Annotated in this window: 23 protein-coding genes; 8 read left to right on the top strand and 15 right to left on the bottom strand. The window is 58.1% G+C overall.

Annotated elements, in window-relative coordinates:
• Positions 1 to 284: 284 nt before the first annotated feature.
• The 5 genes from treR (at position 285) to nrdG (ending at position 7576) form a co-directional block, all read left to right on the top strand.
• On the top strand, positions 285 to 1232 hold the full coding sequence (treR, locus tag ACWHWP_RS02780; protein ID WP_447855008.1) for a trehalose operon repressor TreR: 948 nt from the start codon (positions 285 to 287) through the stop codon (positions 1230 to 1232).
• A gap of 127 nt (positions 1233 to 1359) precedes the next feature.
• A complete protein-coding gene (gene treB / locus ACWHWP_RS02775) occupies positions 1360 to 2778 on the top strand; it encodes a PTS trehalose transporter subunit IIBC (protein WP_447856621.1) in 1419 nt (472 codons plus the stop codon).
• Positions 2779 to 2829: 51 nt separating this feature from the next.
• The gene (treC, locus tag ACWHWP_RS02770; protein WP_447855007.1) at positions 2830 to 4473 is read left to right on the top strand and encodes an alpha,alpha-phosphotrehalase; all 1644 of its coding nucleotides are present in this window, start codon (positions 2830 to 2832) and stop codon (positions 4471 to 4473) included.
• 376 nt (positions 4474 to 4849) lie between these two features.
• Positions 4850 to 6988: an anaerobic ribonucleoside-triphosphate reductase gene (gene nrdD, locus ACWHWP_RS02765; protein WP_059311886.1), complete on the top strand. Its 2139-nt coding sequence runs from the start codon at positions 4850 to 4852 to the stop codon at positions 6986 to 6988.
• A 123-nt stretch (positions 6989 to 7111) separates the two neighbouring features.
• The gene (gene nrdG / locus ACWHWP_RS02760) at positions 7112 to 7576 is read left to right on the top strand and encodes an anaerobic ribonucleoside-triphosphate reductase-activating protein (protein WP_447855006.1); all 465 of its coding nucleotides are present in this window, start codon (positions 7112 to 7114) and stop codon (positions 7574 to 7576) included.
• Positions 7577 to 7579: 3 nt separating this feature from the next.
• On the opposite strand, the gene ACWHWP_RS02755 is transcribed toward nrdG, so the two are convergent.
• From ACWHWP_RS02755 to ACWHWP_RS02700, 12 genes are all read right to left on the bottom strand, one after another.
• Positions 7580 to 7864 (bottom strand): type II toxin-antitoxin system RelE family toxin, encoded by a 285-nt coding sequence (locus tag ACWHWP_RS02755; protein ID WP_447855005.1) that lies wholly within the window; start codon positions 7862 to 7864, stop codon positions 7580 to 7582.
• Positions 7854 to 8096, bottom strand: a complete 243-nt coding sequence (locus ACWHWP_RS02750; protein WP_025759087.1) for a type II toxin-antitoxin system RelB/DinJ family antitoxin — start codon at positions 8094 to 8096, stop codon at positions 7854 to 7856. Before ACWHWP_RS02750 ends, ACWHWP_RS02755 begins: the two co-directional genes overlap by 11 nt.
• 77 nt (positions 8097 to 8173) lie before the next feature.
• Entirely contained in the window at positions 8174 to 10084 is a 1911-nt protein-coding gene (locus tag ACWHWP_RS02745) for a BglG family transcription antiterminator (RefSeq protein WP_063431769.1), read from the bottom strand.
• Between the two features lie 19 nt (positions 10085 to 10103).
• Positions 10104 to 11240 carry a lactonase family protein gene (locus ACWHWP_RS02740; RefSeq protein ID WP_447855004.1) on the bottom strand — a complete coding sequence of 379 codons (1137 nt, stop codon included), beginning with the start codon at positions 11238 to 11240 and terminating at the stop codon, positions 10104 to 10106.
• Between the two features lie 124 nt (positions 11241 to 11364).
• The gene (gene dagF, locus ACWHWP_RS02735; RefSeq protein WP_063431771.1) at positions 11365 to 12105 is read right to left on the bottom strand and encodes a 2-dehydro-3-deoxy-phosphogluconate aldolase; all 741 of its coding nucleotides are present in this window, start codon (positions 12103 to 12105) and stop codon (positions 11365 to 11367) included.
• Positions 12102 to 13220, bottom strand: coding sequence for a DgaE family pyridoxal phosphate-dependent ammonia lyase (locus ACWHWP_RS02730; protein ID WP_059311891.1), 1119 nt, complete (start codon positions 13218 to 13220; stop codon positions 12102 to 12104). Before ACWHWP_RS02730 ends, dagF begins: the two co-directional genes overlap by 4 nt.
• On the bottom strand, positions 13204 to 14337 hold the full coding sequence (locus ACWHWP_RS02725) for an amidohydrolase/deacetylase family metallohydrolase (protein WP_059311892.1): 1134 nt from the start codon (positions 14335 to 14337) through the stop codon (positions 13204 to 13206). Before ACWHWP_RS02725 ends, ACWHWP_RS02730 begins: the two co-directional genes overlap by 17 nt.
• A 42-nt stretch (positions 14338 to 14379) precedes the next feature.
• Positions 14380 to 15021 carry a DUF4310 family protein gene (locus ACWHWP_RS02720; RefSeq protein WP_014068673.1) on the bottom strand — a complete coding sequence of 214 codons (642 nt, stop codon included), beginning with the start codon at positions 15019 to 15021 and terminating at the stop codon, positions 14380 to 14382.
• A gap of 13 nt (positions 15022 to 15034) precedes the next feature.
• Entirely contained in the window at positions 15035 to 15811 is a 777-nt protein-coding gene (locus ACWHWP_RS02715) for a DUF4311 domain-containing protein (protein WP_024907277.1), read from the bottom strand.
• Between the two features lie 22 nt (positions 15812 to 15833).
• Positions 15834 to 16133 carry a DUF4312 family protein gene (locus tag ACWHWP_RS02710; protein ID WP_006810338.1) on the bottom strand — a complete coding sequence of 100 codons (300 nt, stop codon included), beginning with the start codon at positions 16131 to 16133 and terminating at the stop codon, positions 15834 to 15836.
• A gap of 2 nt (positions 16134 to 16135) precedes the next feature.
• Positions 16136 to 16498: an SFCGS family glycine-rich protein gene (locus ACWHWP_RS02705; RefSeq protein ID WP_023293430.1), complete on the bottom strand. Its 363-nt coding sequence runs from the start codon at positions 16496 to 16498 to the stop codon at positions 16136 to 16138.
• A gap of 10 nt (positions 16499 to 16508) precedes the next feature.
• Positions 16509 to 16847, bottom strand: a complete 339-nt coding sequence (locus tag ACWHWP_RS02700; RefSeq protein WP_088208733.1) for a glycine dehydrogenase — start codon at positions 16845 to 16847, stop codon at positions 16509 to 16511.
• A gap of 418 nt (positions 16848 to 17265) precedes the next feature.
• Between ACWHWP_RS02700 and ACWHWP_RS02695 the strand changes: the two genes are divergently transcribed.
• Positions 17266 to 17421, top strand: coding sequence for a Hok/Gef family protein (locus ACWHWP_RS02695; RefSeq protein WP_059311894.1), 156 nt, complete (start codon positions 17266 to 17268; stop codon positions 17419 to 17421).
• A gap of 70 nt (positions 17422 to 17491) precedes the next feature.
• Here the strand turns inward: ACWHWP_RS02695 and cybC are convergent, their stop codons facing one another.
• Both cybC and pmbA read right to left on the bottom strand, forming a co-directional pair.
• Complete coding sequence (gene cybC, locus ACWHWP_RS02690) at positions 17492 to 17878, bottom strand: cytochrome b562 (protein ID WP_008501412.1); 387 nt, start codon at positions 17876 to 17878, stop codon at positions 17492 to 17494.
• 38 nt (positions 17879 to 17916) lie between these two features.
• On the bottom strand, positions 17917 to 19269 hold the full coding sequence (gene pmbA / locus ACWHWP_RS02685; RefSeq protein ID WP_063430236.1) for a metalloprotease PmbA: 1353 nt from the start codon (positions 19267 to 19269) through the stop codon (positions 17917 to 17919).
• A gap of 95 nt (positions 19270 to 19364) precedes the next feature.
• Here pmbA and yjgA point away from each other — a divergent pair, with 95 nt between their 5' ends.
• Positions 19365 to 19916 carry a ribosome biogenesis factor YjgA gene (gene yjgA, locus ACWHWP_RS02680; RefSeq protein WP_023334300.1) on the top strand — a complete coding sequence of 184 codons (552 nt, stop codon included), beginning with the start codon at positions 19365 to 19367 and terminating at the stop codon, positions 19914 to 19916.
• A 102-nt stretch (positions 19917 to 20018) separates the two neighbouring features.
• Here the strand turns inward: yjgA and mpl are convergent, their stop codons facing one another.
• Positions 20019 to 21398 (bottom strand): UDP-N-acetylmuramate:L-alanyl-gamma-D-glutamyl-meso-diaminopimelate ligase, encoded by a 1380-nt coding sequence (mpl, locus tag ACWHWP_RS02675; protein ID WP_047346167.1) that lies wholly within the window; start codon positions 21396 to 21398, stop codon positions 20019 to 20021.
• Positions 21399 to 21594: 196 nt separating this feature from the next.
• On the opposite strand from mpl, the gene fbp reads away from it, so the two are divergent.
• A complete protein-coding gene (gene fbp, locus ACWHWP_RS02670; protein ID WP_023310178.1) occupies positions 21595 to 22593 on the top strand; it encodes a class 1 fructose-bisphosphatase in 999 nt (332 codons plus the stop codon).
• Positions 22594 to 22650 lie beyond the last annotated feature (57 nt).

The following is a 22650-nucleotide window of genomic DNA, read 5'->3' as shown; positions in this document are numbered from 1 at the left end:
ACTGCCTCACGCCGGTGAGACAGCAACAAAGCTGGCTTACCGGAAAGAACGCATTCTCCCGTTCAGGAGAGGTGTGGGATCGGGATCCATAAAGCCTCCGGTAAGTAAAAAATCAGGGGGTCGCCGCGCAGTATAAGGATTTAAGCATACCCTTTGTGGCGATTCGGACGGTATTATACCCCCCTGCAAATAAACCGAACGTAAACCAGACTTTGCCCATAGCGAAAACACGCTATGTCATTAGGCTCAATTAACCACTTTGTCGTTGTTACAGGGAATACAGCATGCAGAACCGCCTTACGATTAAAGACATCGCGCGTTTAAGCGGCGTGGGGAAATCAACCGTCTCACGCGTGCTGAACAACGAAAGCGGCGTCAGCGAACGCACCCGCGAACGCGTTGAGGCGGTCATGAACCAGCACGGTTTTTCCCCTTCCCGCTCCGCGCGCGCCATGCGCGGACAGAGCGACAAGGTGGTCGCCATTATTGTTTCGCGTCTGGATTCGCTCTCCGAAAATCTCGCCGTCCAGACCATGCTGCCCGCCTTCTACGAGCAGGGCTATGATCCGATCATGATGGAGAGCCAGTTCTCTGTGCAGCTGGTTGAAGAGCATCTGGGTATGCTCAAGCGGCGCAACATTGACGGCGTGGTGCTGTTTGGCTTTACCGGCATCAAAGACGAAATGCTGAAACCCTGGCAGCCGTCGCTGGTGCTGCTGGCGCGCGATGCCCACGGCTTTGCGTCCGTCTGCTACGACGACGAAGGCGCCATCGTGACCCTGATGCAGCGCCTGTACGAGCAAGGCCATCGCCACATCAGCTTCCTCGGCGTTCCCCACGCGGACGTCACCACCGGCAAGCGCCGCCATGAAGCCTATCTGGCATTTTGCAAACAGCACAACCTCTCCGCCGTGGCCTCCCTGCCGGGGCTGGGCATGAAGCAGGGCTACGAGCAGGCCGCCAGCGTACTGACGCCACAGACCACCGCGCTGGTGTGCGCCACGGATACCCTGGCGCTGGGCGCGAGCAAATATATCCAGGAGCAGCGCATCGATAACCTGCAGGTGGCGAGCGTCGGCAGCACGCCGTTGATGAAGTTCCTGCACCCGGAAATTATCACCGTCGATCCGGGCTACGCCGAGTCCGGCAGGCAGGCCGCCGCGCAGCTGATAGAGCAGATCAACGGGCGCGCTGAGCCGCGTCAGATCGTTATTCCCGCCCACCTCTCTTAACCCCCGCTCAACGGATTATTGTGATCTTCGCCTGATTTCGGGAACGTTCCCATTTTCGCCGTCACGCTGAAGGAGTAGGCTTGCGCTCAGGTCATTACACCCTTCCCATCTGTCATGAGGTTTCATGATGAGTAAAGTCAAACAAGCAGATATCGATCGGCTGATCGTCCTGGTCGGCGGCCGCGAAAACATCGCCACCGTCAGCCATTGCATTACCCGCCTGCGCTTCGTGCTGAACGACCCGGCCAAAGCCAACCCGAAGGCCATTGAAGAACTTTCCATGGTAAAAGGCTGCTTCACCAACGCCGGCCAGTTCCAGGTGGTTATTGATACCGAAGTGGGCGATTACTATCAGGCTCTGCTGGCGACAACCGGGCATTCTTCCGCCGATAAAGAGCAGGCGAAGAAGGCCGCGCGCCAGAATATGAAGTGGCACGAGCAGCTGATTTCCCACTTCGCGGAGATCTTCTTCCCGCTGCTGCCGGCGCTGATCAGCGGGGGCTTAATCTTAGGCTTCCGTAACGTCATCGGCGATGTGCCGATGAGCGACGGCAAAACCCTGGCGCAGATGTACCCCGCGCTGCAAAGCATCTATGACTTCCTGTGGCTGATTGGCGAAGCGATCTTCTTCTACCTGCCGGTGGGCATTTGCTGGTCTGCGGTGCGCAAAATGGGCGGCACGCCGATTCTGGGTATCGTGCTGGGCGTCACGCTGGTCTCTCCACAGTTAATGAACGCTTACTTACTTGGGCAGCAGGTGCCGGAGGTGTGGAACTTCGGGCTGTTTACTATCGCTAAGGTGGGCTACCAGGCGCAGGTGATCCCGGCACTGCTGGCCGGTCTGTCGCTGGGCTTTATTGAAACGCGCCTGAAGCGCATCGTGCCGGATTACCTCTATCTGGTGGTGGTGCCGGTCTGCTCGCTGATCCTGGCGGTGTTCCTGGCGCACGCCTTTATCGGTCCGTTTGGCCGCATGATTGGCGACGGCGTGGCCTTCGCGGTCCGTCACCTGATGACCGGCAGCTTCGCGCCGATTGGTGCCGCGCTGTTTGGCTTCCTGTACGCCCCGCTGGTGATCACCGGTGTGCACCAGACCACGCTGGCCATTGATATGCAGATGATCCAGAGCCTCGGCGGCACGCCGGTCTGGCCGATTATCGCGCTGTCTAACATTGCACAGGCCTCTGCGGTGACCGGCATCATCATCGTCAGCCGCAAGCATAACGAACGTGAAATCTCTGTTCCGGCAGCTATCTCCGCCTACCTCGGCGTCACCGAACCGGCGATGTACGGCATCAACCTGAAATACCGCTTCCCGATGCTCTGCGCGATGATCGGTTCCGGTTTGGCAGGCCTGCTGTGCGGCCTGAATGGGGTGATGGCAAACGGGATTGGCGTCGGCGGGCTGCCGGGCATCCTTTCCATCCAGCCCGCGTTCTGGCAGGTATTTGCCCTGGCGATGGCGGTAGCGATTATCGTCCCAATGGCGCTCACCACCGTGGTTTACCAGCGTAAGTTCCGTCAGGGCACGCTGCAGATTGTTTAACGTCTTCTTTCGGGGCGCAGTTGCGCCCCTTCGCATTTGCAGGAAAGCACTATGAATACTCTTCCTCACTGGTGGCAGAACGGCGTCATCTATCAGATTTACCCAAAAAGTTTCCAGGACACTACCGGCAGCGGCACCGGCGATCTGCGCGGCGTGACGCAGCGCCTGGACTACCTGAAAACCCTCGGCATCGACGCCATCTGGCTGACGCCGTTTTATATCTCCCCGCAGGTGGATAACGGCTACGACGTGGCGAATTACACCGCCATTGACCCGGCCTACGGCACGCTGGATGACTTCGACGAGCTGGTTGCCGGGGCGCACGCGCGCGGCATTCGCATCGTGCTGGATATGGTGTTTAACCACACCTCCACGCAGCACGCCTGGTTCCGCGAATCGCTGAACAAAGCGAGCCCGTACCGCCAGTTCTACATCTGGCGCGACGGCACGCCGGAGCAGCTTCCCAACAACTGGCGCTCCAAGTTTGGCGGCAACGCCTGGCGCTGGCACGCCGAGAGCGAGCAGTACTATCTGCACCTGTTTGCGCCGGAGCAGGCGGACCTCAACTGGGAGAACCCGGAGGTGCGCGCCGAGCTGAAAAAAGTGTGCGAGTTCTGGGCCGATCGCGGCGTGGACGGCTTGCGTCTGGACGTGATTAACCTGATTTCAAAAGATCAGGATTTCCCGGACGACAACATCGGAGACGGCCGCCGCTTCTATACCGACGGGCCGCGCATCCACGAATATCTGCAGGAGATGAGCCGCGACGTCTTCACCCCGCGCAACCTGATGACGGTAGGCGAGATGTCCTCGACCTCGCTGGAGAACTGCCAGCAGTACGCGTCGCTCGACGGCAGCGAGCTGTCGATGACCTTTAACTTCCATCATCTGAAGGTGGACTACCCCGGCGGCGAAAAGTGGACGAAGGCGAAGCCGGACTTCGTGGCGCTGAAAACCCTCTTTACCCACTGGCAGCAGGGGATGCACAACAAAGCGTGGAACGCGCTGTTCTGGTGTAACCACGATCAGCCGCGCATCGTGTCGCGCTTTGGTGACGAAGGGGAACACCGCGTGGCTGCCGCGAAGATGCTCGGCATGGTGCTGCACGGCATGCAGGGTACGCCGTATATCTATCAGGGCGAAGAGCTGGGGATGACCAACCCGCACTTCAGCCGCATCACCGATTACCGCGACGTGGAAAGCCTGAACATGTTCGCCGAACTGCGGGCCAACGGCCGCGAGCCGGACGAGCTACTGGCGATTCTGGCGAGTAAGTCCCGCGATAATGGACGCACGCCGATGCAGTGGGACGCGTCGCACAATGCGGGTTTTAGCGAGGGCGAACCGTGGATTGGCGTCTGCGACAACTATGAGACCGTGAACGCCCGCGCGGCGCTCGATGACCCGGATTCGGTGTTTTACACCTACCAGTCGCTGATTAGCCTGCGCAAAACTCTGCCGGTGCTGACGTGGGGGGATTATGAGGATTTACTGCCTGACCACCCTTCCCTGTGGTGCTATCGCCGCCGGTGGCAGGGGCAGACGCTGATAGTGATGGCGAACCTGAGCGATAAGCCTCATGAATGGACGAATGACCTCCTGAGCGGCGAGTGGCAGACGGTGATGAGCAACTATCCGTCGCCAAAGAAAACGACGCTGCGTCCGTTTGAAGCCGTCTGGTGGCTACAGGCGTAATACCTTCACCGGGCGTACCCGTTGCGCCCGGCTTACTTTACTGTTTTTGTTGAATAATTAATCAGACTTTTCCTTTCCGGATTTACAATCGCTACAGCGCCCGCCGTTTGTACTCTCGTCTTTTTACTTTGTTCTGAATCAAATAAATCGCAAACATGTTTGATGCAAATCACTATATGTAGCACTTAAAATGCACGCCGACCCAACATCTTGTATTAATCGTCTACTATTCCAACAACAAGACGGCGACTCCGCTCTCCGGAATTGTGGATAACAAGGGTCGGGAACGAGGGAAGTCTCTCACCTGGCTGACAATACAGCCTTTGAATACTTCTCCGCCTCTGTGGATAACCTGTTTTTAAAAAATGGAGTGATCATGACACCGCATGTGATGAAACGTGATGGCTGTAAAGTGCCGTTTAAATCAGAGCGCATCCAGGAAGCCATTCTGCGTGCAGCTAAAGCAGCGGGAGTCGATGACGCAGATTACTGCGCCACCGTCGCAGAAATCGTTAGCAGCCAAATGAATGAACGCAGCCAGGTCGATATCAACGAGATCCAGACCGCGGTTGAGAACCAGCTGATGGCGGGCCCTTACAAGCAGCTGGCGCGCGCCTACATTGAGTACCGCCACGATCGTGACGTGCAGCGCGAGAAGCGCGGCCGTCTGAACCAGGAGATCCGTGGCCTCGTCGAGCAGACCAACTCTGCGCTGCTCAATGAAAACGCCAATAAAGACAGTAAAGTGATCCCGACCCAGCGCGACCTGCTGGCCGGTATCGTGGCTAAACACTATGCCCGCCAGCATCTGCTGCCGCGCGACGTGGTGTCGGCGCACGAGCGCGGCGAGATCCACTACCACGATCTCGACTACTCGCCGTTCTTCCCGATGTTCAACTGCATGCTGATCGACCTGAAAGGCATGCTGACCCACGGTTTTAAAATGGGTAACGCCGAGATTGAACCGCCTAAGTCCATCTCCACGGCCACCGCCGTCACCGCGCAGATTATCGCTCAGGTTGCCAGCCACATTTATGGCGGCACCACCATTAACCGCATTGATGAAGTGCTGGCTCCGTTCGTGACGGCAAGCTTCAACAAGCACCGTAAAACGGCCGAAGAGTGGCAGATCCCGGACGCGGACGGCTACGCCCACTCCCGCACCGAGAAAGAGTGCTATGACGCGTTTCAGTCGCTGGAGTATGAGGTAAACACCCTGCACACCGCCAACGGCCAGACGCCGTTTGTGACCTTCGGCTTCGGTCTGGGCACCAGCTGGGAATCGCGTCTGATCCAGCAGTCTATCCTGCGCAACCGCATCTCCGGGCTCGGCAAAAACCGCAAAACCGCCGTGTTCCCGAAACTGGTGTTCGCCATCCGCGACGGCCTGAACCACAAGTTTGGCGATCCGAACTACGACATCAAACAGCTGGCGCTGGAGTGCGCGAGCAAGCGCATGTACCCGGACATCCTGAACTACGATCAGGTCGTCAAAGTGACCGGTTCGTTTAAAACGCCAATGGGCTGCCGCAGCTTCCTCGGCGTGTACGAAGACGAAAACGGTGAGCAGATCCACGACGGTCGCAACAACCTGGGCGTAATCAGCCTGAACCTGCCACGCATCGCGCTGGAAGCAAAAGGTAATGAAGACGCCTTCTGGACGCTGCTGGACGAGCGCCTGCAGCTGGCGCGTAAAGCCCTGATGACCCGCATCGCGCGTCTGGAAGGGGTCAAGGCCCGCGTCGCGCCCATCCTCTATATGGAAGGAGCCTGCGGCGTGCGCCTGAAGGCGGACGATGACGTGTCCGAAATCTTCAAAAACGGTCGCGCGTCGATTTCGCTGGGCTATATCGGCATTCATGAAACCATCAACGCGCTGGCCGGCGATACGCACATGTACGACAGCGAAGCGCTGCGTGAGAAAGGCATCGCCATCGTTCAGCGCCTGCGCGACGCGGTAGACCAGTGGAAAGAGGAAACCGGCTACGGGTTTAGCCTCTACAGCACGCCGAGCGAGAACCTGTGCGACCGCTTCTGCCGTCTGGATACCGCCGAGTTCGGGATTGTGGAAGGGGTGACGGATAAAGGGTACTACACCAACAGCTTCCACCTCGACGTGGAGAAAAAGGTTAACCCGTACGACAAGATCGACTTCGAAGCGGCGTATCCGCCGATCGCCAGCGGCGGCTTCATCTGCTACGGCGAGTACCCGAACATTCAGCACAACCTGAAGGCGCTGGAAGACGTGTGGGATTACAGCTACCAGCACGTGCCGTATTACGGCACCAACACGCCTATCGACGAGTGCTACGAGTGCGGATTTACCGGTGAGTTTGAGTGCACCAGCAAAGGCTTTACCTGCCCGAAATGCGGCAACCACGACGCGGCCCGCGTCTCCGTCACCCGCCGCGTGTGCGGCTATCTCGGCAGCCCGGACGCGCGTCCGTTTAACGCCGGCAAGCAGGAAGAGGTGAAGCGCCGCGTGAAGCATTTAGGGAATGGGCAGATCGGGTAAGTTCCGTGTTCTCCCCCTCACCCTCCCCCTCTCCCTCAAGGGAGAGGGAACTCTTCACCCTCTCCCATTGGGAGAGGGCCGGGGTGAGGGCATCAGCGCGCACACATTCTCTGGACATTTTCTATGCGATATCACCAGTACTACCCCGTCGACATCGTTAACGGCCCTGGCACCCGCTGCACCCTGTTTGTTTCAGGCTGCGTGCACGAATGCCCCGGCTGCTACAACAAAAGCACCTGGCGCCTCAATTCCGGCATGCCGTTTACCGCCGAGATGGAAGACAGGATCGTCAACGACCTGAACGACACGCGCATCAAGCGTCAGGGGATCTCACTTTCCGGTGGCGATCCGCTGCATCCGCAAAACGTGCCGGATATCCTGAAGCTGGTGAAACGCATTCGCCGCGAATGTGCGGGAAAAGACATCTGGGTCTGGACGGGCTACAGGCTGGATGAGCTGAACGCGCAGCAAATGGAAGTGGTGAATCTGATTAACGTACTGGTCGACGGCAAGTTTGTGCAGGATTTAAAAGACCCGTCGCTTATCTGGCGCGGCAGCAGTAACCAGGTTGTGCATCATCTGCGTTAAATGCTAAAGCCGTTTGTTTGCATCATGATAAACGGCTGATTTCTCTCTCTTCCCAATGGCAATCACAACAACCAGCACCACTTCGTCCTGAACCTGATAGGCCAGGCGATAGCCGGACGCTTTAAGTTTGATTTTGTAGCAATCAGGCAGGCCCTGTAAGCGGGCTGATTCAATCCTAGGTTTCGCCAGCACGTCGGCAAGTTTTTTCTTAAACTGGGCTTTCACCGTATCGCCCAGCTTGTGCCACTCTTTTAGCGCCCTGGGGTCAAATGCCAGCTCATAAGTCATCCAGACTAACCTTAACGCCCTTCTGCGGATTAGCCAGCCGCTCCCGGACCGTCTGTATCAGCGCATCTTCGCTGTCGCTAATCGTGACCGTTTTCACGGGCATGCGCCCTGTTTCAGCTACGTACTGAAACAGTAGTCGCACCGCTTCCGTAGGGGTGATATTGAGTTTTTCCAGCACGGCGTAAGCCTCGTTTTTGAGTTTGTCATCCAGACGGACGTTAAGCGTGGCCATTATGCCTCCAGTAAAAACGAATATGTAATGCATTTTAGCATTACATTCGCATTACATCGAATTCTGGATAACGCCTCTCAAAACCGGCTCAAACTCTCCATCGCCACCGCCTTAAACTCGGCAAAATCCCTGCAGCTACAGAGCCGTGACATCGCGCGTTCGCGCAGGAAGGTGACGAAAATATCGTAAATCGCCATCGCCTCTTCGTATTCGCTTTTGCTGATGGCGAGCAGGAAGATGACGTGCGCGGTTTCGTCGCCCCACTGGACGCCGTGCGGGGCGAGCACGGTGTAGACCACCGTTTTCTGCGCCAGCAGGCCGAGGGAGTGCGGCAGCGCGATGCCGTCGCCTAGCATGGTGCTGACGATGGCTTCACGCTCGACGACGGAATCCAGAAACGCCTCCCCGACAAAGCCTTCTTCTTCAAGCTGCTCGCACAGCTCACGGAACAGCGTTTGCTGGTCGACGGGCGTGTCAATAATGCGGAAATGGGCCGCGTCGAAGTATTTATCCAGCATCCACGGGCGGGTGCGGTCCACCAGCACCAGTTTGCCAATCTGCTCCAGCTGATAGTCGGTCGGGAACGGGGCGATCGTCACCACAGGTTTCGACTTTTCGCTGATGCGGGCGGTGGAAATAACAAAGTCTTCGCTGATGGATTCGGTCAGCTCGTACTCGCGCAGGGTGAGGGTGCGCGTCATCTCAATTTGCGGGTATTTGCGCTGCAGCACCGCCTCGATCATGCGCACCATGGCGTTACCGGCGTCGCACACCAGCAGCACGCGCGGCTGGCGCTGGTAGCCGATGTTGTAGTGGCGCTCCAGCCCGACGCCGATGTGCAGCACCAGGAAGCCAATCTCGTTTTCGCTGATCACGTACGGCGTATATTTGCCCCAGCTCGACACCGCCGCCAGCGTCATGTCCCACGCCATCGGATAGTGTTGCTTGATGTTATCCAGCAGCGGGTTCGGGATCATGATTTGATAGCGCACGCGGGTGATCATGGTTTTGATGTGCGTGAGCAGATCCGCGTGCAGCTGTTCGTCGCTGAGCAGGTTGTAGTTATAGTGGGTGTTGATGTAGCGCAGGATGTAGTTGACCAGCGCTTCGTCGTCGTCGGCGTTAATGGCGCTGGGCGCGATCTCCTGAATCTGCCGCGCGGCGATGTGGACGCACAGCCAGCTCTCCTCCGAGGGTGAAAGCGCCTTGCCCGCCAGCTGCTGGATTGTCACGGCGATATCTTTCGCCGCCTCGCGCACGTTCTCCTCCACGTCTTCGGCATGGAACTCCGGCAGCGGGTAACCTTCGCTGATGCGGCGCACCGACACCGCGCAGTACAGGCGCAGGAACAGCTCGCCCTCGTCGGTCAGGCGAATGTGATGACGCGTCAGCGCGTCGTGCAACACGGGCACCATCTGCTCCGCCACGCCCGCATTCAGCGCCACGTCGGTCACCAGCGGGTTCAGACTGTCCTGCTGCGCCAGCTCCCAGAGCAGATCTGTCAGGCACGCGCGGGTCGACATCTCGCTGCCAAACAGCTTCATCCCGTGACGCGGACGGGTTTCCAGCGTCAGGTTATAGCGGTGGAACCACTCGCGCACTTCCGCCATATCGCTTTGCAGCGTGGCGCGGCTAACGAACCACTCGTCCGCCAGATCCTCAAGCTTGAGGGAAAACGCCGAGGTGAGAAAACGCACCACCAGATAATGCACGCGCTCCGGCCCGGTCCGCGGAATGCGCAGCGCGCGCGGGTGGGAGGCCTGCAGCTGCTGATAGCGCTCGGCATCCTCAATTTTGAGCTGGTAGCCGTTGCCCCGGCTCAGGATGAACTGCGCGCCGTGGCTTGCCAGCAGCGCGTTAAGGGCGGTGATATCCGCACGGACGGTTCGCGTGGAGACCGACAGCCGCTGCGCCAGCTCGTCCTGCGGCAGCGTCTCGTTTTGCAACAGATCGAAAAGTTGCGCTAAACGTTGGTTCGGGAATCGCACGTCGTTGTCCTCTTACGGCTTAAGGTGAAATGACCATCTGGGATGGGCTGCCGACCGGGGTATAGTCTGGCTCAAAGCTCAGCTTGCCGTCCTGACCGACGCGGAAACGGGTAATGTTGTCGCTCCGCTGGTTCATGACGTACAGCCAGCGCCCCTGTTTATCGAGCGTCAGGGTGCGCGGGTAATCACCGCGCGTCCACACATCGTCCTGATGCGTCAGCGTGCCCTCCGCTGTTACGGTAAAGTGCCCGATGCTGTTATGCAAACGGTTAGCCACATACAGCTGCTTTCCGTCGGCGCTTAACGCCAGCCCGGCGGCAAAGCTGGTGCCTTTGTAACCTTCCGGCAGGGCTGAAAGCGTTTTGCCCTCTTTTAAGGTGCCGTTGGCGCTCACGGTATAATGGGTGAGCGTAGACGCCTCTTCGTTAATCAGCCACAGGGCATCGCCTTTCGGCGTAAAGACAAAGTGGCGCGGCCCGGCTCCTTTTGAGGAGGCGCTGATAAACGGCGGATCGTTCGGCGTCAGCTTGCCGGTTCGATCGTCAAAGCGGTACTGGTAGATGCGATCCAGTCCCAGATCGGTAGAAAATACGTACTTGCCGCTCGGATCGGCGGCGATCATGTGCGCGTGGGGGCCGTTATGATCGCTGATGGCAAAGCTGCCCTCCGCAGCGGCTTCCGGTTTTGCCGCGCCCGGCTCACCCTCATCCTGGTGCTTGTCCGTGGCGTCACCCAGGCTGCCGTCTGCCTTGATCGGTAAAACGGCAATCGACCCGCTGACGTAGTTGGCCACCAGCAGGTGCTGGCCGTTCGGCGTCAGCGAAAGATAGACCGGCCCCGCGCCGCCGGACGCCACCTGATTGAGCTCGCTCAGCTCGCCGTTATCGGCCACGCGCAGCGCCTGCACCACGCCCTGCTCCACTTCGCTTGCCAGGTAGAGCGTTTTGCCGTCGTGCGAGACGGCCAGCTGCGCGGCGTTCGGCAGCTTGCTCACCAGCGTTTTATTGCCGAGCGCGCCGCTTTGCGGGTCGACGGTAAAGCGGTACAGCCCTTCACCGTTGGGGTTGTAGGTGCCCACCCAGGCGTACTGCGTCTGGGCGACTGCGGCGGTAGCAAGTAAAGAGAGTGAAGCAACAAGCAGGTTACGGGTGTGCATGGTGGCTCCTTCAGGTGAGTGTGGTGCGTTTCCCCTCACCCCGGCCCTCTCCCCAAAGGGGCGAGGGAGTAATCGTCCCCTCTCCCCTTTGGGGAGAGGGTTAGGGTGAGGGGTGTTGTTTTTATTACTTCACCAGCTTCTTCGTCATCGCCAGCAGCGTACGCACGTCTTCTGGCCGCGTGTCGCCGCTGGCTTTGTCGATAATCGAGCTGTAGATATGCGGGATGATTTTGCTCACGCCCGCGTCGAGGGCGATCTGCAGGATCTCCTCATAGTTTTCCAGATCGATTCCCCCGGTCGGCTCCAGCCAGAAGTCGTGACGGGCGCAGGCTTCCGCCACCGCTTTGTACTCGTCACGGCACTTGAGGCCGCCCATCGGGAAGTATTTGATTGAGCTGCCGCCGAAATCCTTCAGCAGGGCAATCGCGGTTTCCACAGGTACGATACCGTCCGGTGCCGCGCTGCTCAGCGGGCCGGTGGAGATTTTCACCATGCCGACGGTGCCGGTCGGCGAGACCAGACCGTTGACCACGGAGTCGTTCTGCCCCAGCAGCGCGCGGCTGGTGGCGACGCCGGTAAAGACCTGGTTGACGTGCTGCGGCTGCACCTGACGGGAGATTTCGCTCACCATCGCCGACTGGTTCGGGTCGCCCGCGCCCAGGCCCACAGACAGCGCGTTATCAATCAGCGCGGCGTATTCACGCATATCGGCGACGGCGCTGTCCACGTCCGGGTAATTTTTGGAGAGCACGCCCACCAGCACATGACCTTCCGCCGCCTCGTAAATGGCGCTGGCGTTGGCTTTCGAGCCTGCCAGCACGTTCAGACAGACGCGGTCACGGTAAAAATTGGGGGTCAGTTTCATGCTTTTTTCTCCTGTCCTAACACTTCGCTAATGCGGCGGTACACGATGTTCAGCTGGTCTGCGTTTACGCTGCGCACGTCCGCTTCGATAATCCCTTCGTTAGCCTTGTAGCCGCGGAAATAAATGGCGTATTCGCCCTGCTTGAGCGCGTTCACCAGCTCGCCGGTGCCGACGCCGGTAGTAGCTTCGTCAAACTTAATCTCGGTGCGCGCGATGTCGCGTCCCGCGCTGTCCCAGACCACGCGCGCGGTGACGCCGTTCAGGGTGTTGAGCGCGTCGATAAACGGCGTCATCTTCGCCACCATCTCTGCACCGCTCTCTTTGGTCGCCGTCAGGTAGTGTTCGATGGCGCAGGTCAGGCCAAGAATGCCCTCTTTACCCACCTTCATCGCGCGGCCAATCCCCGCCGTCTGGCGCTTCACCCACTCAACGTACTGGGTCTTGCCGATCACCAGCCCGCTGGTTGGCCCTTCAATTGCCTTCGCGCCGCTGTAGATCACCAGATCGGCACCGGATCGGTAGTAGGTATGCAGATCTTCTTCCGCTGCCGCGTCGACGATCAGCGGGAGATCGTGCTTACGTGCAACCACCGCCGCCTGCTCGACGCTGAGCATGCTTTTCTGCACGCAGTGGTGAGATTTGATGTAAAGGATCGCCGCGGTACGCGGAGTGATCGCCGCCGCCAGCTGATCGGCGGAGCATTCGTTGGCGTAGCCCGCTTCCACCAGCTTACCGCCGCCCAGCGCCACCATGGTGCCCACCGGCGCGCCGAAGTTAACGTTATGGCCTTTCGGCAGGACGATTTCGTTGTTCTCAACCGGCGTAACGTGCAGATTTTCCAGTAGCCAGTCGCTGTCTTTCACCAGCACCGCCGCCACGGACTGGGCAATGCCCGCCGACGCGCAGGAGACCACCGTCGCCCCTTCCACGTCCAGCAGCTTCGCGATGTATTCCCCGGTTTTGTTAACCAGATCCTTCATCTCAAAATAGTGATTCATGCCGTCCATCGCTGCCTGCACCACTTCCGGGCGCGGCGTGGAGACGCCCAGCGCCGTCATGCGGCCGGAGGTGTTGATAACCTGCTTTAAGTTGTACTTCTCATAAATCGAAGGCATGTTCCGTGCTCCCTTGTTCGGTCATGTAGCCCTTGCCCGCGCGGATCGCGGCAAGCGGCACCAGAATGTGTTCAGCCTGCAGGCTGTCGTTTTCGGCATCCGTCAGCACCGTCGGCTGACGTTTAAGGGTGAACAGCGTCAGGTCGGCGTCGAGACCCGGCTGAATGCGGCCTTTGCGCGTCAGGCGCAGGCCGTCGGCGGCGTTGGCGGTTACGCAGTCAATCACCTGCGGCAGCGACATGCCGATGGCGAGAAACTTCGACATCACGCTTGCCAGCGAGCCCACCGGGCCGTTAATGCGGTTGCGGCAGTAGATATCCGAGCTAATGGTGTGCGGCAGAATGCCCATCGCGATGGCGCGTTTCGCCACCTCAAAGCTGAAGCTCGCCGTGCCGTGACCGACGTCCAGACGCACGCCACGCTTCAGCGCAGACGTAATGGAGGCGCGCAGCTCGCCGGAGGGCGTCAGAATGCGGTTGGGCTTGCCGTTGTAGCAGTGGGTGATGATGTCGCCCGAGCTCAGCAGCTCGGCAATTTCGTCGAGGTTCGGCGGGTTGTTGCCGATGTGCACCATCAGCGGCAGGTCGCCGTTCTCTTTCTGAATGGCTTTCGCGCGCTCCAGCGGCGTAATGCCGTTTTCACCGACCACGCTGCTGCTCATGCGCGCTTTCAGGCCAACGATAAAATCGGGGTGACGTTTAACCGCCTGTTTGACCGCGTCGGCGTCGATGTTGGCCATATTGGCCAGCTCGTTCTGGGCAATCAGCCCCACGCGGGAGATGTTCAGCAGGGCAAAGACGTCGGTTGTCGCTTTACGGGTGATTTCATAGAAATCGTCCACGTCGTCGGCCCCGGTGCTGCCTGCATCCACTACGGAGGTGACGCCGGTGGCAATGCCGACGCTGTCCGGTTCGTCGTGGTAAATCGGGGAGTTCGGGTAGCAGTGGACGTGGGAGTCAATCCAGCCTGCGCTAACGAATACGTTGCCGTTCAGCTCAACCGTTTTGCTGGCGGGAGCGTCAATGTCGCCCAGCGCCGCAATCTTCCCGTCCTGGATGGCGATATCGGTCAGGGTATCGTCGGCAAGGCGCGCGCGGCGCAGGAGTAAATCAAACATGAGGATCTCCTGATAAGGCGGGCGCCTGAGCGCCCGCGGGTATTAAAGGGCGACCGGGAACAGCCAGCCCAACAGCATGGCACCGAGGATCGCACCGCCGGTAATGGGCTTCTGCCAGATGTAGAACAGCAGTGCCCCCAGCAGAGAACCCACGCCAATCGGAATGGAGGCGGTCATGGCGCTGAGGATAATCAACGGCCCGAGGAAGCGGCCGGAGGCGTTACCCGCGCCCATCATCACGTCTGCACCGTAGGTGGAGTTGCTCTGATTGATGGTGAACTTACGCGCCAGGATAATGACGTAGCCAATCGCCAGGCCAATCACCAGGCCGGTAATCAGCGCGGCAATGAAGTTGGTCACCGGGAACATGATCCCCGCGCCCAGCAGCAGCGCCGGAACGCCAAGGCCCACGCCGGTCTGAATGGCGCCGCCGATGTCGAGAATACCGACCAGCGAGCCTTCGATAATGCGGGCGAACAGGAAGCTTGCGCCGAACGCCGCCACCGCGCCGTAGACGCCGGTATCAATCCCCGCTTTCAGCATCGCCACAAAGGCCACTTCGTTAAACGCGCCGATGCCGTAGAGGTAGTACATGTGCGTCCCGGCAAACACGCCGGAGGAGAGCAGGCCAACGAAGATCGGGAACGACCAGTCGGCATACCAAAAACCTTTATTCTGTTCCATGTAGAGGCTCCTGTTATTTACCGCTGAGCGAGTTGTGGATCATGTCGAGCCAGTTCGGCACGGTCAGATGGAAGGATTCGATCATCTTCATGTCGAAGCCGCGGAAGAAGCCGCTCAGCACGAACAGCAGGACGATAGCCGCCATCATCACTTTGGTGACGTGGTTCCAGCCGCTCTCCTCTACGCCTTTACCAATCAGGATCCCCAGCACCAGGCCCGGCACGGCGTTGCCCATAATCAGCTGCGCTGCGCCGCCGAAAATGGTCGCCCAGAAGCCCGATTTTTTACCCGCGTCGATGGCCGCCAGCCAGAAGATCACCGGCATCACGGTGTTGACCAGCAGGTTTGCCGCCGGCACCAGCACCTTGACGGCGGTGACCTGAAGCGCAGCCGGTACGGAGGAGGCGGTAAGGTTAAGGAAGGTCACGACAATCATGCCGATCAGGCCGCAGGCAATCGCCATTTTGCGCGGATCGTGCAGCGTTTCGCCGACGTTACGGTTTTTGATCATCAGTGCAGCAGCACCCCAGTTCGGGATGATGCGGTGGTCAACGTCCTGTGTGAAAGCCCCTGCGGCCACGGAAGAGGCCCAGGCGTTAAAGAAGAAACCTAACCCAAAGGAGAAGTGAGACGCTGGGTCCCCTTCGCAGGAGTTCAGTTCCCCCAACGTACGAAACGCGCCCATACCCTGAGTGGTAGGCGCATGAAACATGCGTGCAGCCCCGGCTCCGACACCGACGCCTACCAGGCCGCCGATGATGAGCGATTTTATTAATATAATTAAGAACATCAGTCTGCCCTTTTATGAATAATCAGCGTTGCGTGACGAAATCCACCTGGTCAAGATTGATAGCGGTCACGTTGACGGTCACATCCAGCTCCACGCTGTAGGTGCGTCTTTCCCGGCGCAAAAAGAAGAACAGAAAGGCTTCTTTTCGCACCGCTTCTTGCGCCTGAACGACCTGCACATCCTGTGGCTCAATACGCAGTAAGATATGCGGTGAGGCTTTCATCACCGCGGCCTGAACGTGGTTGAGCGCGTCGGCAAAAGCGCGCGCTTTGGCGTCGCCTTTGCCCTTCACTCTCACCGTGGTTGTGAACTGTTCTTTCATGCTTATGCGCCGTATTTCTTCTGCCACGCCTGTACCAGACGCTCGCCCAGCTCTTCTTTATCCATAAAGCCAAAGCCCAGCACGTTGCAGCCTTCGTTGATGGCGGTCACGCCCTCTTCCACGGAACGCATGCCGTATTTCGCTTTGTAGCCATATTTGGTTTGCGCCGTGATGGCACCCGCGCCGCCGCTGCCGCAGAAGGAGATGCCGAAGGTGGCGTTTTCCGCTTTCATCACGTCGCCGAGCTTCATATCGGCTGCCATACCCGGTACGACAACCGCGCGTCCACCTGCTTTTTCCACACCCGCAGCCACTTTCTGACCTTTACCCAGGCGATCGCCAATCACGACTGTAATCTGTTCCATGTGTTGCTCCTTAAAGGTTGTCTTTCGCGACTTCAAAGTGAACGGAGAGCAGCCAGGCTTCTTCATCAGGAAGGTTGCCAAACTGCGCTACCACTTCACGTGCCAGCCGCATTGAATCCGGTGAAATTTCGTCGAACAGTTCCGCTTCAACCTCCGGCAGCGGCTCGCCGGTCACGGACCGGTGCGCCATTGCGCGAACGTGGGAGGTCAGCATCTGTTCCTGTACCGCATTGGGGATGATGTCGTGCCGGGCCAGCAGGGCATAAACCTGCTGCAGCATAGTGTTCGCGAGCTGCTCTGTTTGCACTGCCTGTTCCCCAACGTCGTTCATTACCGCTCCGTTAATCACTGGTCTTACCCCGTTAATGGCTCTGGAATAAAACTAACGTTGAGGGGGAATTGTTTGTAGCGAGTTGTTTTCCACTTCGAAGTGGAAAGGCGAGCCGCAGCAGTGATCTGTGCCACATAAATGCGCTGAATATGGATAAATCGCTGTATTTGCGTGATGAATGTCACGCTATTAAGCGGCAATGAACAGGCAAGCAGAGTGGAAAAGTTTCCGAGCGGGCTCGTAGAAATGTGATGTGGATAAGGTTTTCTTATGGGGATTCGCTAGAGTGGCGACGGGTGCTTGAGACTGACCGTCTCAGGCATGGGACGGAAAGTGGAAAGCCCCTACCTGAATGTAAATCAGGGCGGGGCTGTAAACGACACGTCTAGCCACGTGATGTTTGCTACCTCGCCAGCTTTAAAGCAAGGAGGCATCCATGAAACGCAGAAACCCAAGTATCGGGGTTTTGATGATTATTTCTTTGACGATAATCATCTTAACGCTGGTGACGAGGAAAACACTGTGCGAGATCCGTTTTCGAAACGGCTCGCTTGAAGTGACAGCGCGGATGGAGTGTCGCTCCGACCGGTAAGGAGCAAAGATGCGGGGGCGCGTAATGCGCCTCCGCATACGGAGAAAGGACGTACAGCTCAGGCACCCAATTAACGATACTTTTTATGATACGTGTTGCGCGTAGTCACAAACTGCTCGGCCGCCGCCTGGGCTTCTTTCACTTTACCTTCGTTGGCGAGCTTCAGCGCGCCGTCGATCTGGCCGACCAGCACGTCAAAGCCGTGGCGGTAGTCTTTCATTTCAGCACTGTCTGCCGCTTTGCTTTCCAGCTTTGGCGGGGTGGCTTTTTGGGCGTCCAGCGCCGCTTCACGCATTTTGGTCAGTGCGTCTTTCATTTCAGCCGCATTGTCCGTTTTCTGCACCACCTTCAGGTTTTGACCGAGGATGCCCATGTCGTCTTCAAGATCCGCAGCAAACGCAGAAGAGCCAAGAACCAGCGTTGAAGCTGCGACGATCGCTAACAGGTGTTTACGCATTGCTCACTTCCTTTTTTATTATTAACAAAACGCTATCTTTATTGACCCGCAATTTTCATTTCGGGCAGAAGAACTGAACCACACTGTATATTGCTACGTGTTTCAATATCGTTACCGACCGTAACGATGTTGCGCCACATGTCCTTCAGGTTGCCGGCAATCGTAATTTCGCTCACCGGATACTGGATTTCGCCGTTTTCCACCCAGAAGCCCGCCGCACCGCGAGAGTAATCCCCGGTGATGCCGCTTACGCCCTGGCCCATCAGCTCGGTTACCACCAGACCAGTGCCCATCTCTTTCAGCATCTGCTCAAAGTTGAGGCCCTGGCCGGCAATCCGCCAGTTGTGGATTCCGCCCGCGTGACCGGTGCTTTTCAGCCCCAGCTTGCGCGCGGAGTAGTTGGTCAGCAGCCACTGGGTCAGAATACCGTCTTTGATGATATCGCGACGTTCGGTGCGCACGCCTTCGCTGTCGAACGGCGTGGAGGCCAGCCCTTTCAGCAGGTGCGGATGCTCTTCGATGGTCAGCCATTCCGGCAGGATCTGCTTGCCCAGCGAGTCGAGCAGGAAGGTCGATTTACGGTAAACGGAGCCACCGGCAATCGCGCCCACCAGATGACCAAACAGACCGGTCGCCACTTCGTTGGCAAAAATGACCGGGGCCTTCATGGTGGAGAGCTTGCGCGGCGACAGGCGGGACAGCGTGCGCTCGGCGCACTCTTTACCGACCCACTCCGGAGACTGTAAATCCCCCAACGCGCGGCCAATCGTGTAGGCGTAGTCGCGCTCCATGTCGCCGTTCTCTTCGGCGATGACGCAGCTGGAGAGCGAGTGGCGGGTGGAGCAGTAGCCCTGCAGCATGCCGTGGCTGTTGCCGAAAACTTTGATGCCGTAGTGGCTGTTAAAGCTGCCGCCTTCGGTATTGGTGATGCGCTTGTCAGCCTGCAAAGACGCCTGCTCTGCGCGGGCAGCCAGTTCAATCGCTTCGTCCGGCGTAACCTCTGCCGGGTGGAAAAGATCGAGATCCGGCGCATCAAACGCCAGCAGCTCTTTATCCGCCACGCCAGCGTAAGGATCCGGCGAGGTGTAACGGGCAATATCCAGCGCGGCCTGCACCGTACGGGCGATGGCATCCGGACTGAGATCGGTGGATGACGCACTGCCTTTGCGATTCTGGTGATAGACCGTGATCCCCAGCGCGCCATCGCTGTTGAATTCAACATTCTCCACTTCGCCATAGCGGGTGCTCACGCTAATGCCGGTGGTTTTGCTGACCGCCACTTCGGCGCCATCTGATTTTTCTGAAGCAAGCATCAGCGCGGTGGAGACGGCTTCTTCCAGAATCTTACGCTGCGCTTCAACTTGTGAGGTTACTTTCATCGCAAATGCCATACTGTAAGAGAGAGTTATCTGAAGTCTAACAGAGAACCGTTTTTCAGTGCGCGTCTTAACTGGTAACATTAGCCTCTTTTTTTAAGGAGCCTGACATGACTAAGCAGCCCGAAGACTGGCTCGACGACGTTCCCGGTGATGACATCGAAGACGAAGATGATGAGATCATCTGGGTCAGTAAAAGTGAAATTAAACGTGACGCCGAAGAGTTAAAACAGCTTGGCGCGGAGATGGTAGAACTGGGTAAAAACGCGCTGGATAAGATCCCGCTCGACCAGGATCTGCGTGATGCCATTGAACTGGCACAGAAAATCAAAAAAGAAGGCCGTCGTCGCCAGCTTCAGCTTATCGGGAAAATGCTGCGTCAGCGCGACGTCGATCCGATCCGCCAGGCGCTGGACAAGCTGAAAAACCGCCACAACCAGCAGGTAGCGTTTTTCCATAAGCTTGAGCAGATCCGCGATCGCCTGATTGAACAGGGTGATGACGCCGTACCGGAAGTGCTGAACCTGTGGCCGGATGCCGACCGTCAGCAGCTGCGTTCCTTGATCCGCAACGCGAAGAAAGAGAAAGAAGGGAATAAGCCGCCGAAGTCTGCGCGCCTGATTTTCCAGTACCTGCGCGAGCTGTCTGAGAACGAAGAGTAATCCGTGCGGTTTTGCGCCGGATGGCGGCGTAAACGCCTTATCCGGCCTACAAGGTCGTGCAAAATGTAAGCCCGGTAAGCGCGAGCGCCACCGGGCTTTTTTTTACGCGTCGGCGGCCGCTTCCGCTTTTTTCGCCAGACCGTCCAGCAGCTTTTGATGGATCCCACCGAAACCGCCGTTGCTCATCACCAGAATATGGTCACCGGGCTGGGCCGCTTTCACGACCATATCCGCGAGCACATCCACATCCGCACTCCAGTGCGCAGGCTGAATGCAGGCATCGGCCACTTCCGCCACCTGCCACGGAATATGCTGCGGCTGCAGCAGGAAGACCTCGTCGGCGCGTCCTAATGACGGCGCGAGATCGTCTTTGCAGATGCCCATCTTCATGGTGTTCGAGCGCGGTTCCAGCACCGCCAGAATGCGCGCGGTACCGCCGACTTTGCCGCGCAGGGCCGCAAGCGTCGCCAGAATCGCCGTTGGGTGGTGCGCGAAATCGTCGTACACCGTGACGCCGTGGGCTTCACCGCGCAGCTCCAGGCGGCGACGGGCATTGATAAACGAGCCCAGTGCATTCGCTGCATCCGCAGGCAGAACGCCCACGTGGCGTGCGGCAGCAATGGCCATCAGGCCGTTGTGCATGTTGTGCTCGCCCACCAGGCCCCACTTCACTTCGCCCACTTTTTCACCGTCGAGCAGCACTTCCCACTCGGAGGCATCGGCGTTGAGTTTCTTCGCCTGCCAGTGGCCCTGCTCGCCCACCAGCTCCTGCTCGCTCCAGCAGCCCATTGCCAGGGTCTGTTTCAGGTTGATGTCGTTTTCCGGCAGGATGATGCGTCCCTGGCCCGGCACGATGCGCACCAGGTGGTGGAACTGCTTCTGAATGGCTTTCAGATCGTCAAAGATATCCGCATGGTCGAACTCAAGGTTGTTGAGGATCAGCGTCCGCGGGCAGTAATGGACGAATTTGGAGCGTTTGTCGAAGAACGCGCAGTCATACTCGTCGGCTTCGATCACGAAGAACGGGCTGTCTCCCAGGCGGGCAGAAACGTCAAAGTTGCCCGGTACGCCGCCGATCACAAAGCCCGGCTTGTAGCCGCAGGCTTCGAGGATCCAGGTGGCCATCCCGGCGGTGGTCGTTTTGCCGTGCGTGCCGGCAACGGCAATCACCCAGCGGTCGCGCAGCACGAAATCATGCAGCCACTGCGGGCCGGACATGAACGGAATATTGCGTTCCAGTACCGCCTCGACGCACGGATTACCGCGGGTCATGGCGTTGCCAATGATCACCAGATCCGGCTCGGGATCCAGTTGGCTGGCATCGTAGCCCTGAATTAAAGAGATGCCCTGCTTCTCCAGAAGCGTGCTCATTGGCGGATACACATTGGCGTCCGAACCTGTCACTTCGTGGCCCAGCGAGCGCGCCAGCATTGCCAGTCCGCCCATGAAAGTGCCACAAATCCCCAATATATGAATGCGCATACGTCACTATCCTTCTTCAATGTGGCGCACATTTTACTCACATGTCAGCGGGTGTGAAACGCATTTCAGGAAAATCCGTATCCTGCTGGCGCGATTCACCTCTGCGCTACTATTTGAATGTTTGTTAAGATTGTTGGGCTTTAGTCGTTTTAGTGAACATAAATCGCTCTACTCACAAAGATGCAGGGAAAGTGTTATGAAAACGTTAGGTGAATTTATTGTCGAAAAGCAGCACGAGTTCTCTCATGCTACCGGTGAACTCACTGCTTTGCTGTCGGCAATAAAGCTGGGCGCTAAGATCATCCACCGTGATATCAACAAGGCCGGTCTGGTCGATATCCTGGGTGCCAGCGGTGCCGAGAACGTTCAGGGCGAGGTTCAGCAGAAACTCGATCTGTTCGCAAATGAAAAACTGAAAGCTGCACTGCGCGCGCGCGACATCGTTGCGGGTATCGCCTCCGAAGAAGAAGATGAAATTGTTGTTTTCGAAGGGTGTGAACACGCGAAATACGTTGTGCTGATGGATCCGCTCGACGGCTCCTCAAACATCGACGTTAACGTTTCTGTCGGTACCATTTTCTCCATCTACCGCCGCGTCACGCCTGTTGGCACGCCGGTGACCGAAGAAGATTTCCTGCAGCCGGGCATTAATCAGGTGGCTGCCGGTTACGTCGTTTATGGCTCCTCCACCATGCTGGTGTACACCACCGGGTGCGGGGTTCACGCCTTTACGTACGATCCTTCACTGGGCGTTTTCTGTCTGAGCCAGGAACGCATGCGCTTCCCGGAGAAGGGCAACACCTACTCCATCAACGAAGGCAACTACATTCGCTTCCCGAACGGCGTGAAGAAGTACATCAAATTCTGCCAGGAAGAAGATAAAGCGACGCAGCGCCCTTACACCTCCCGCTATATTGGCTCTCTGGTCGCGGATTTCCACCGTAACCTGCTGAAAGGCGGTATCTACCTCTATCCAAGCACCGCAAGCCACCCTGACGGAAAGCTGCGCCTGCTGTACGAATGCAACCCGATGGCGTTCCTCGCCGAGCAGGCGGGCGGCAAGGCGAGCGACGGTAAAGAGCGTATTCTGGATATCGTGCCGGAAAGCCTTCACCAGCGCCGTTCATTCTTCGTCGGCAACAACCACATGGTTGAAGACGTTGAACGTTTTATCCGTGAGTACCCGGACGCGTAATACCTTTCTTCAGGGGAGCCGTTCTGGCTCCCCTGGTCATTTATATATTTTAACGTA

The sequence above is a fragment of the Enterobacter sp. WI-ESBL-E8 genome, assembly GCF_053364895.1.
This window is presented reverse-complemented; position numbering and strand designations above follow the sequence as displayed.

Coding starts and splice junctions, on each gene's coding strand:
- treR (WP_447855008.1), top strand. CDS start 285: ATGCAGAACCGCCTTACGATTAAAGACATCGCGCGTTTAAGCGGCGTG.
- treB (WP_447856621.1), top strand. CDS start 1,360: ATGAGTAAAGTCAAACAAGCAGATATCGATCGGCTGATCGTCCTGGTC.
- treC (WP_447855007.1), top strand. CDS start 2,830: ATGAATACTCTTCCTCACTGGTGGCAGAACGGCGTCATCTATCAGATT.
- nrdD (WP_059311886.1), top strand. CDS start 4,850: ATGACACCGCATGTGATGAAACGTGATGGCTGTAAAGTGCCGTTTAAA.
- nrdG (WP_447855006.1), top strand. CDS start 7,112: ATGCGATATCACCAGTACTACCCCGTCGACATCGTTAACGGCCCTGGC.
- ACWHWP_RS02755 (WP_447855005.1), bottom strand. CDS start 7,864: ATGACTTATGAGCTGGCATTTGACCCCAGGGCGCTAAAAGAGTGGCAC.
- ACWHWP_RS02750 (WP_025759087.1), bottom strand. CDS start 8,096: ATGGCCACGCTTAACGTCCGTCTGGATGACAAACTCAAAAACGAGGCT.
- ACWHWP_RS02740 (WP_447855004.1), bottom strand. CDS start 11,240: ATGCACACCCGTAACCTGCTTGTTGCTTCACTCTCTTTACTTGCTACC.
- dagF (WP_063431771.1), bottom strand. CDS start 12,105: ATGAAACTGACCCCCAATTTTTACCGTGACCGCGTCTGTCTGAACGTG.
- ACWHWP_RS02730 (WP_059311891.1), bottom strand. CDS start 13,220: ATGCCTTCGATTTATGAGAAGTACAACTTAAAGCAGGTTATCAACACC.
- ACWHWP_RS02725 (WP_059311892.1), bottom strand. CDS start 14,337: ATGTTTGATTTACTCCTGCGCCGCGCGCGCCTTGCCGACGATACCCTG.
- ACWHWP_RS02720 (WP_014068673.1), bottom strand. CDS start 15,021: ATGGAACAGAATAAAGGTTTTTGGTATGCCGACTGGTCGTTCCCGATC.
- ACWHWP_RS02715 (WP_024907277.1), bottom strand. CDS start 15,811: ATGTTCTTAATTATATTAATAAAATCGCTCATCATCGGCGGCCTGGTA.
- ACWHWP_RS02710 (WP_006810338.1), bottom strand. CDS start 16,133: ATGAAAGAACAGTTCACAACCACGGTGAGAGTGAAGGGCAAAGGCGAC.
- ACWHWP_RS02705 (WP_023293430.1), bottom strand. CDS start 16,498: ATGGAACAGATTACAGTCGTGATTGGCGATCGCCTGGGTAAAGGTCAG.
- ACWHWP_RS02695 (WP_059311894.1), top strand. CDS start 17,266: ATGAAACGCAGAAACCCAAGTATCGGGGTTTTGATGATTATTTCTTTG.
- cybC (WP_008501412.1), bottom strand. CDS start 17,878: ATGCGTAAACACCTGTTAGCGATCGTCGCAGCTTCAACGCTGGTTCTT.
- pmbA (WP_063430236.1), bottom strand. CDS start 19,269: ATGGCATTTGCGATGAAAGTAACCTCACAAGTTGAAGCGCAGCGTAAG.
- yjgA (WP_023334300.1), top strand. CDS start 19,365: ATGACTAAGCAGCCCGAAGACTGGCTCGACGACGTTCCCGGTGATGAC.
- mpl (WP_047346167.1), bottom strand. CDS start 21,398: ATGCGCATTCATATATTGGGGATTTGTGGCACTTTCATGGGCGGACTG.
- fbp (WP_023310178.1), top strand. CDS start 21,595: ATGAAAACGTTAGGTGAATTTATTGTCGAAAAGCAGCACGAGTTCTCT.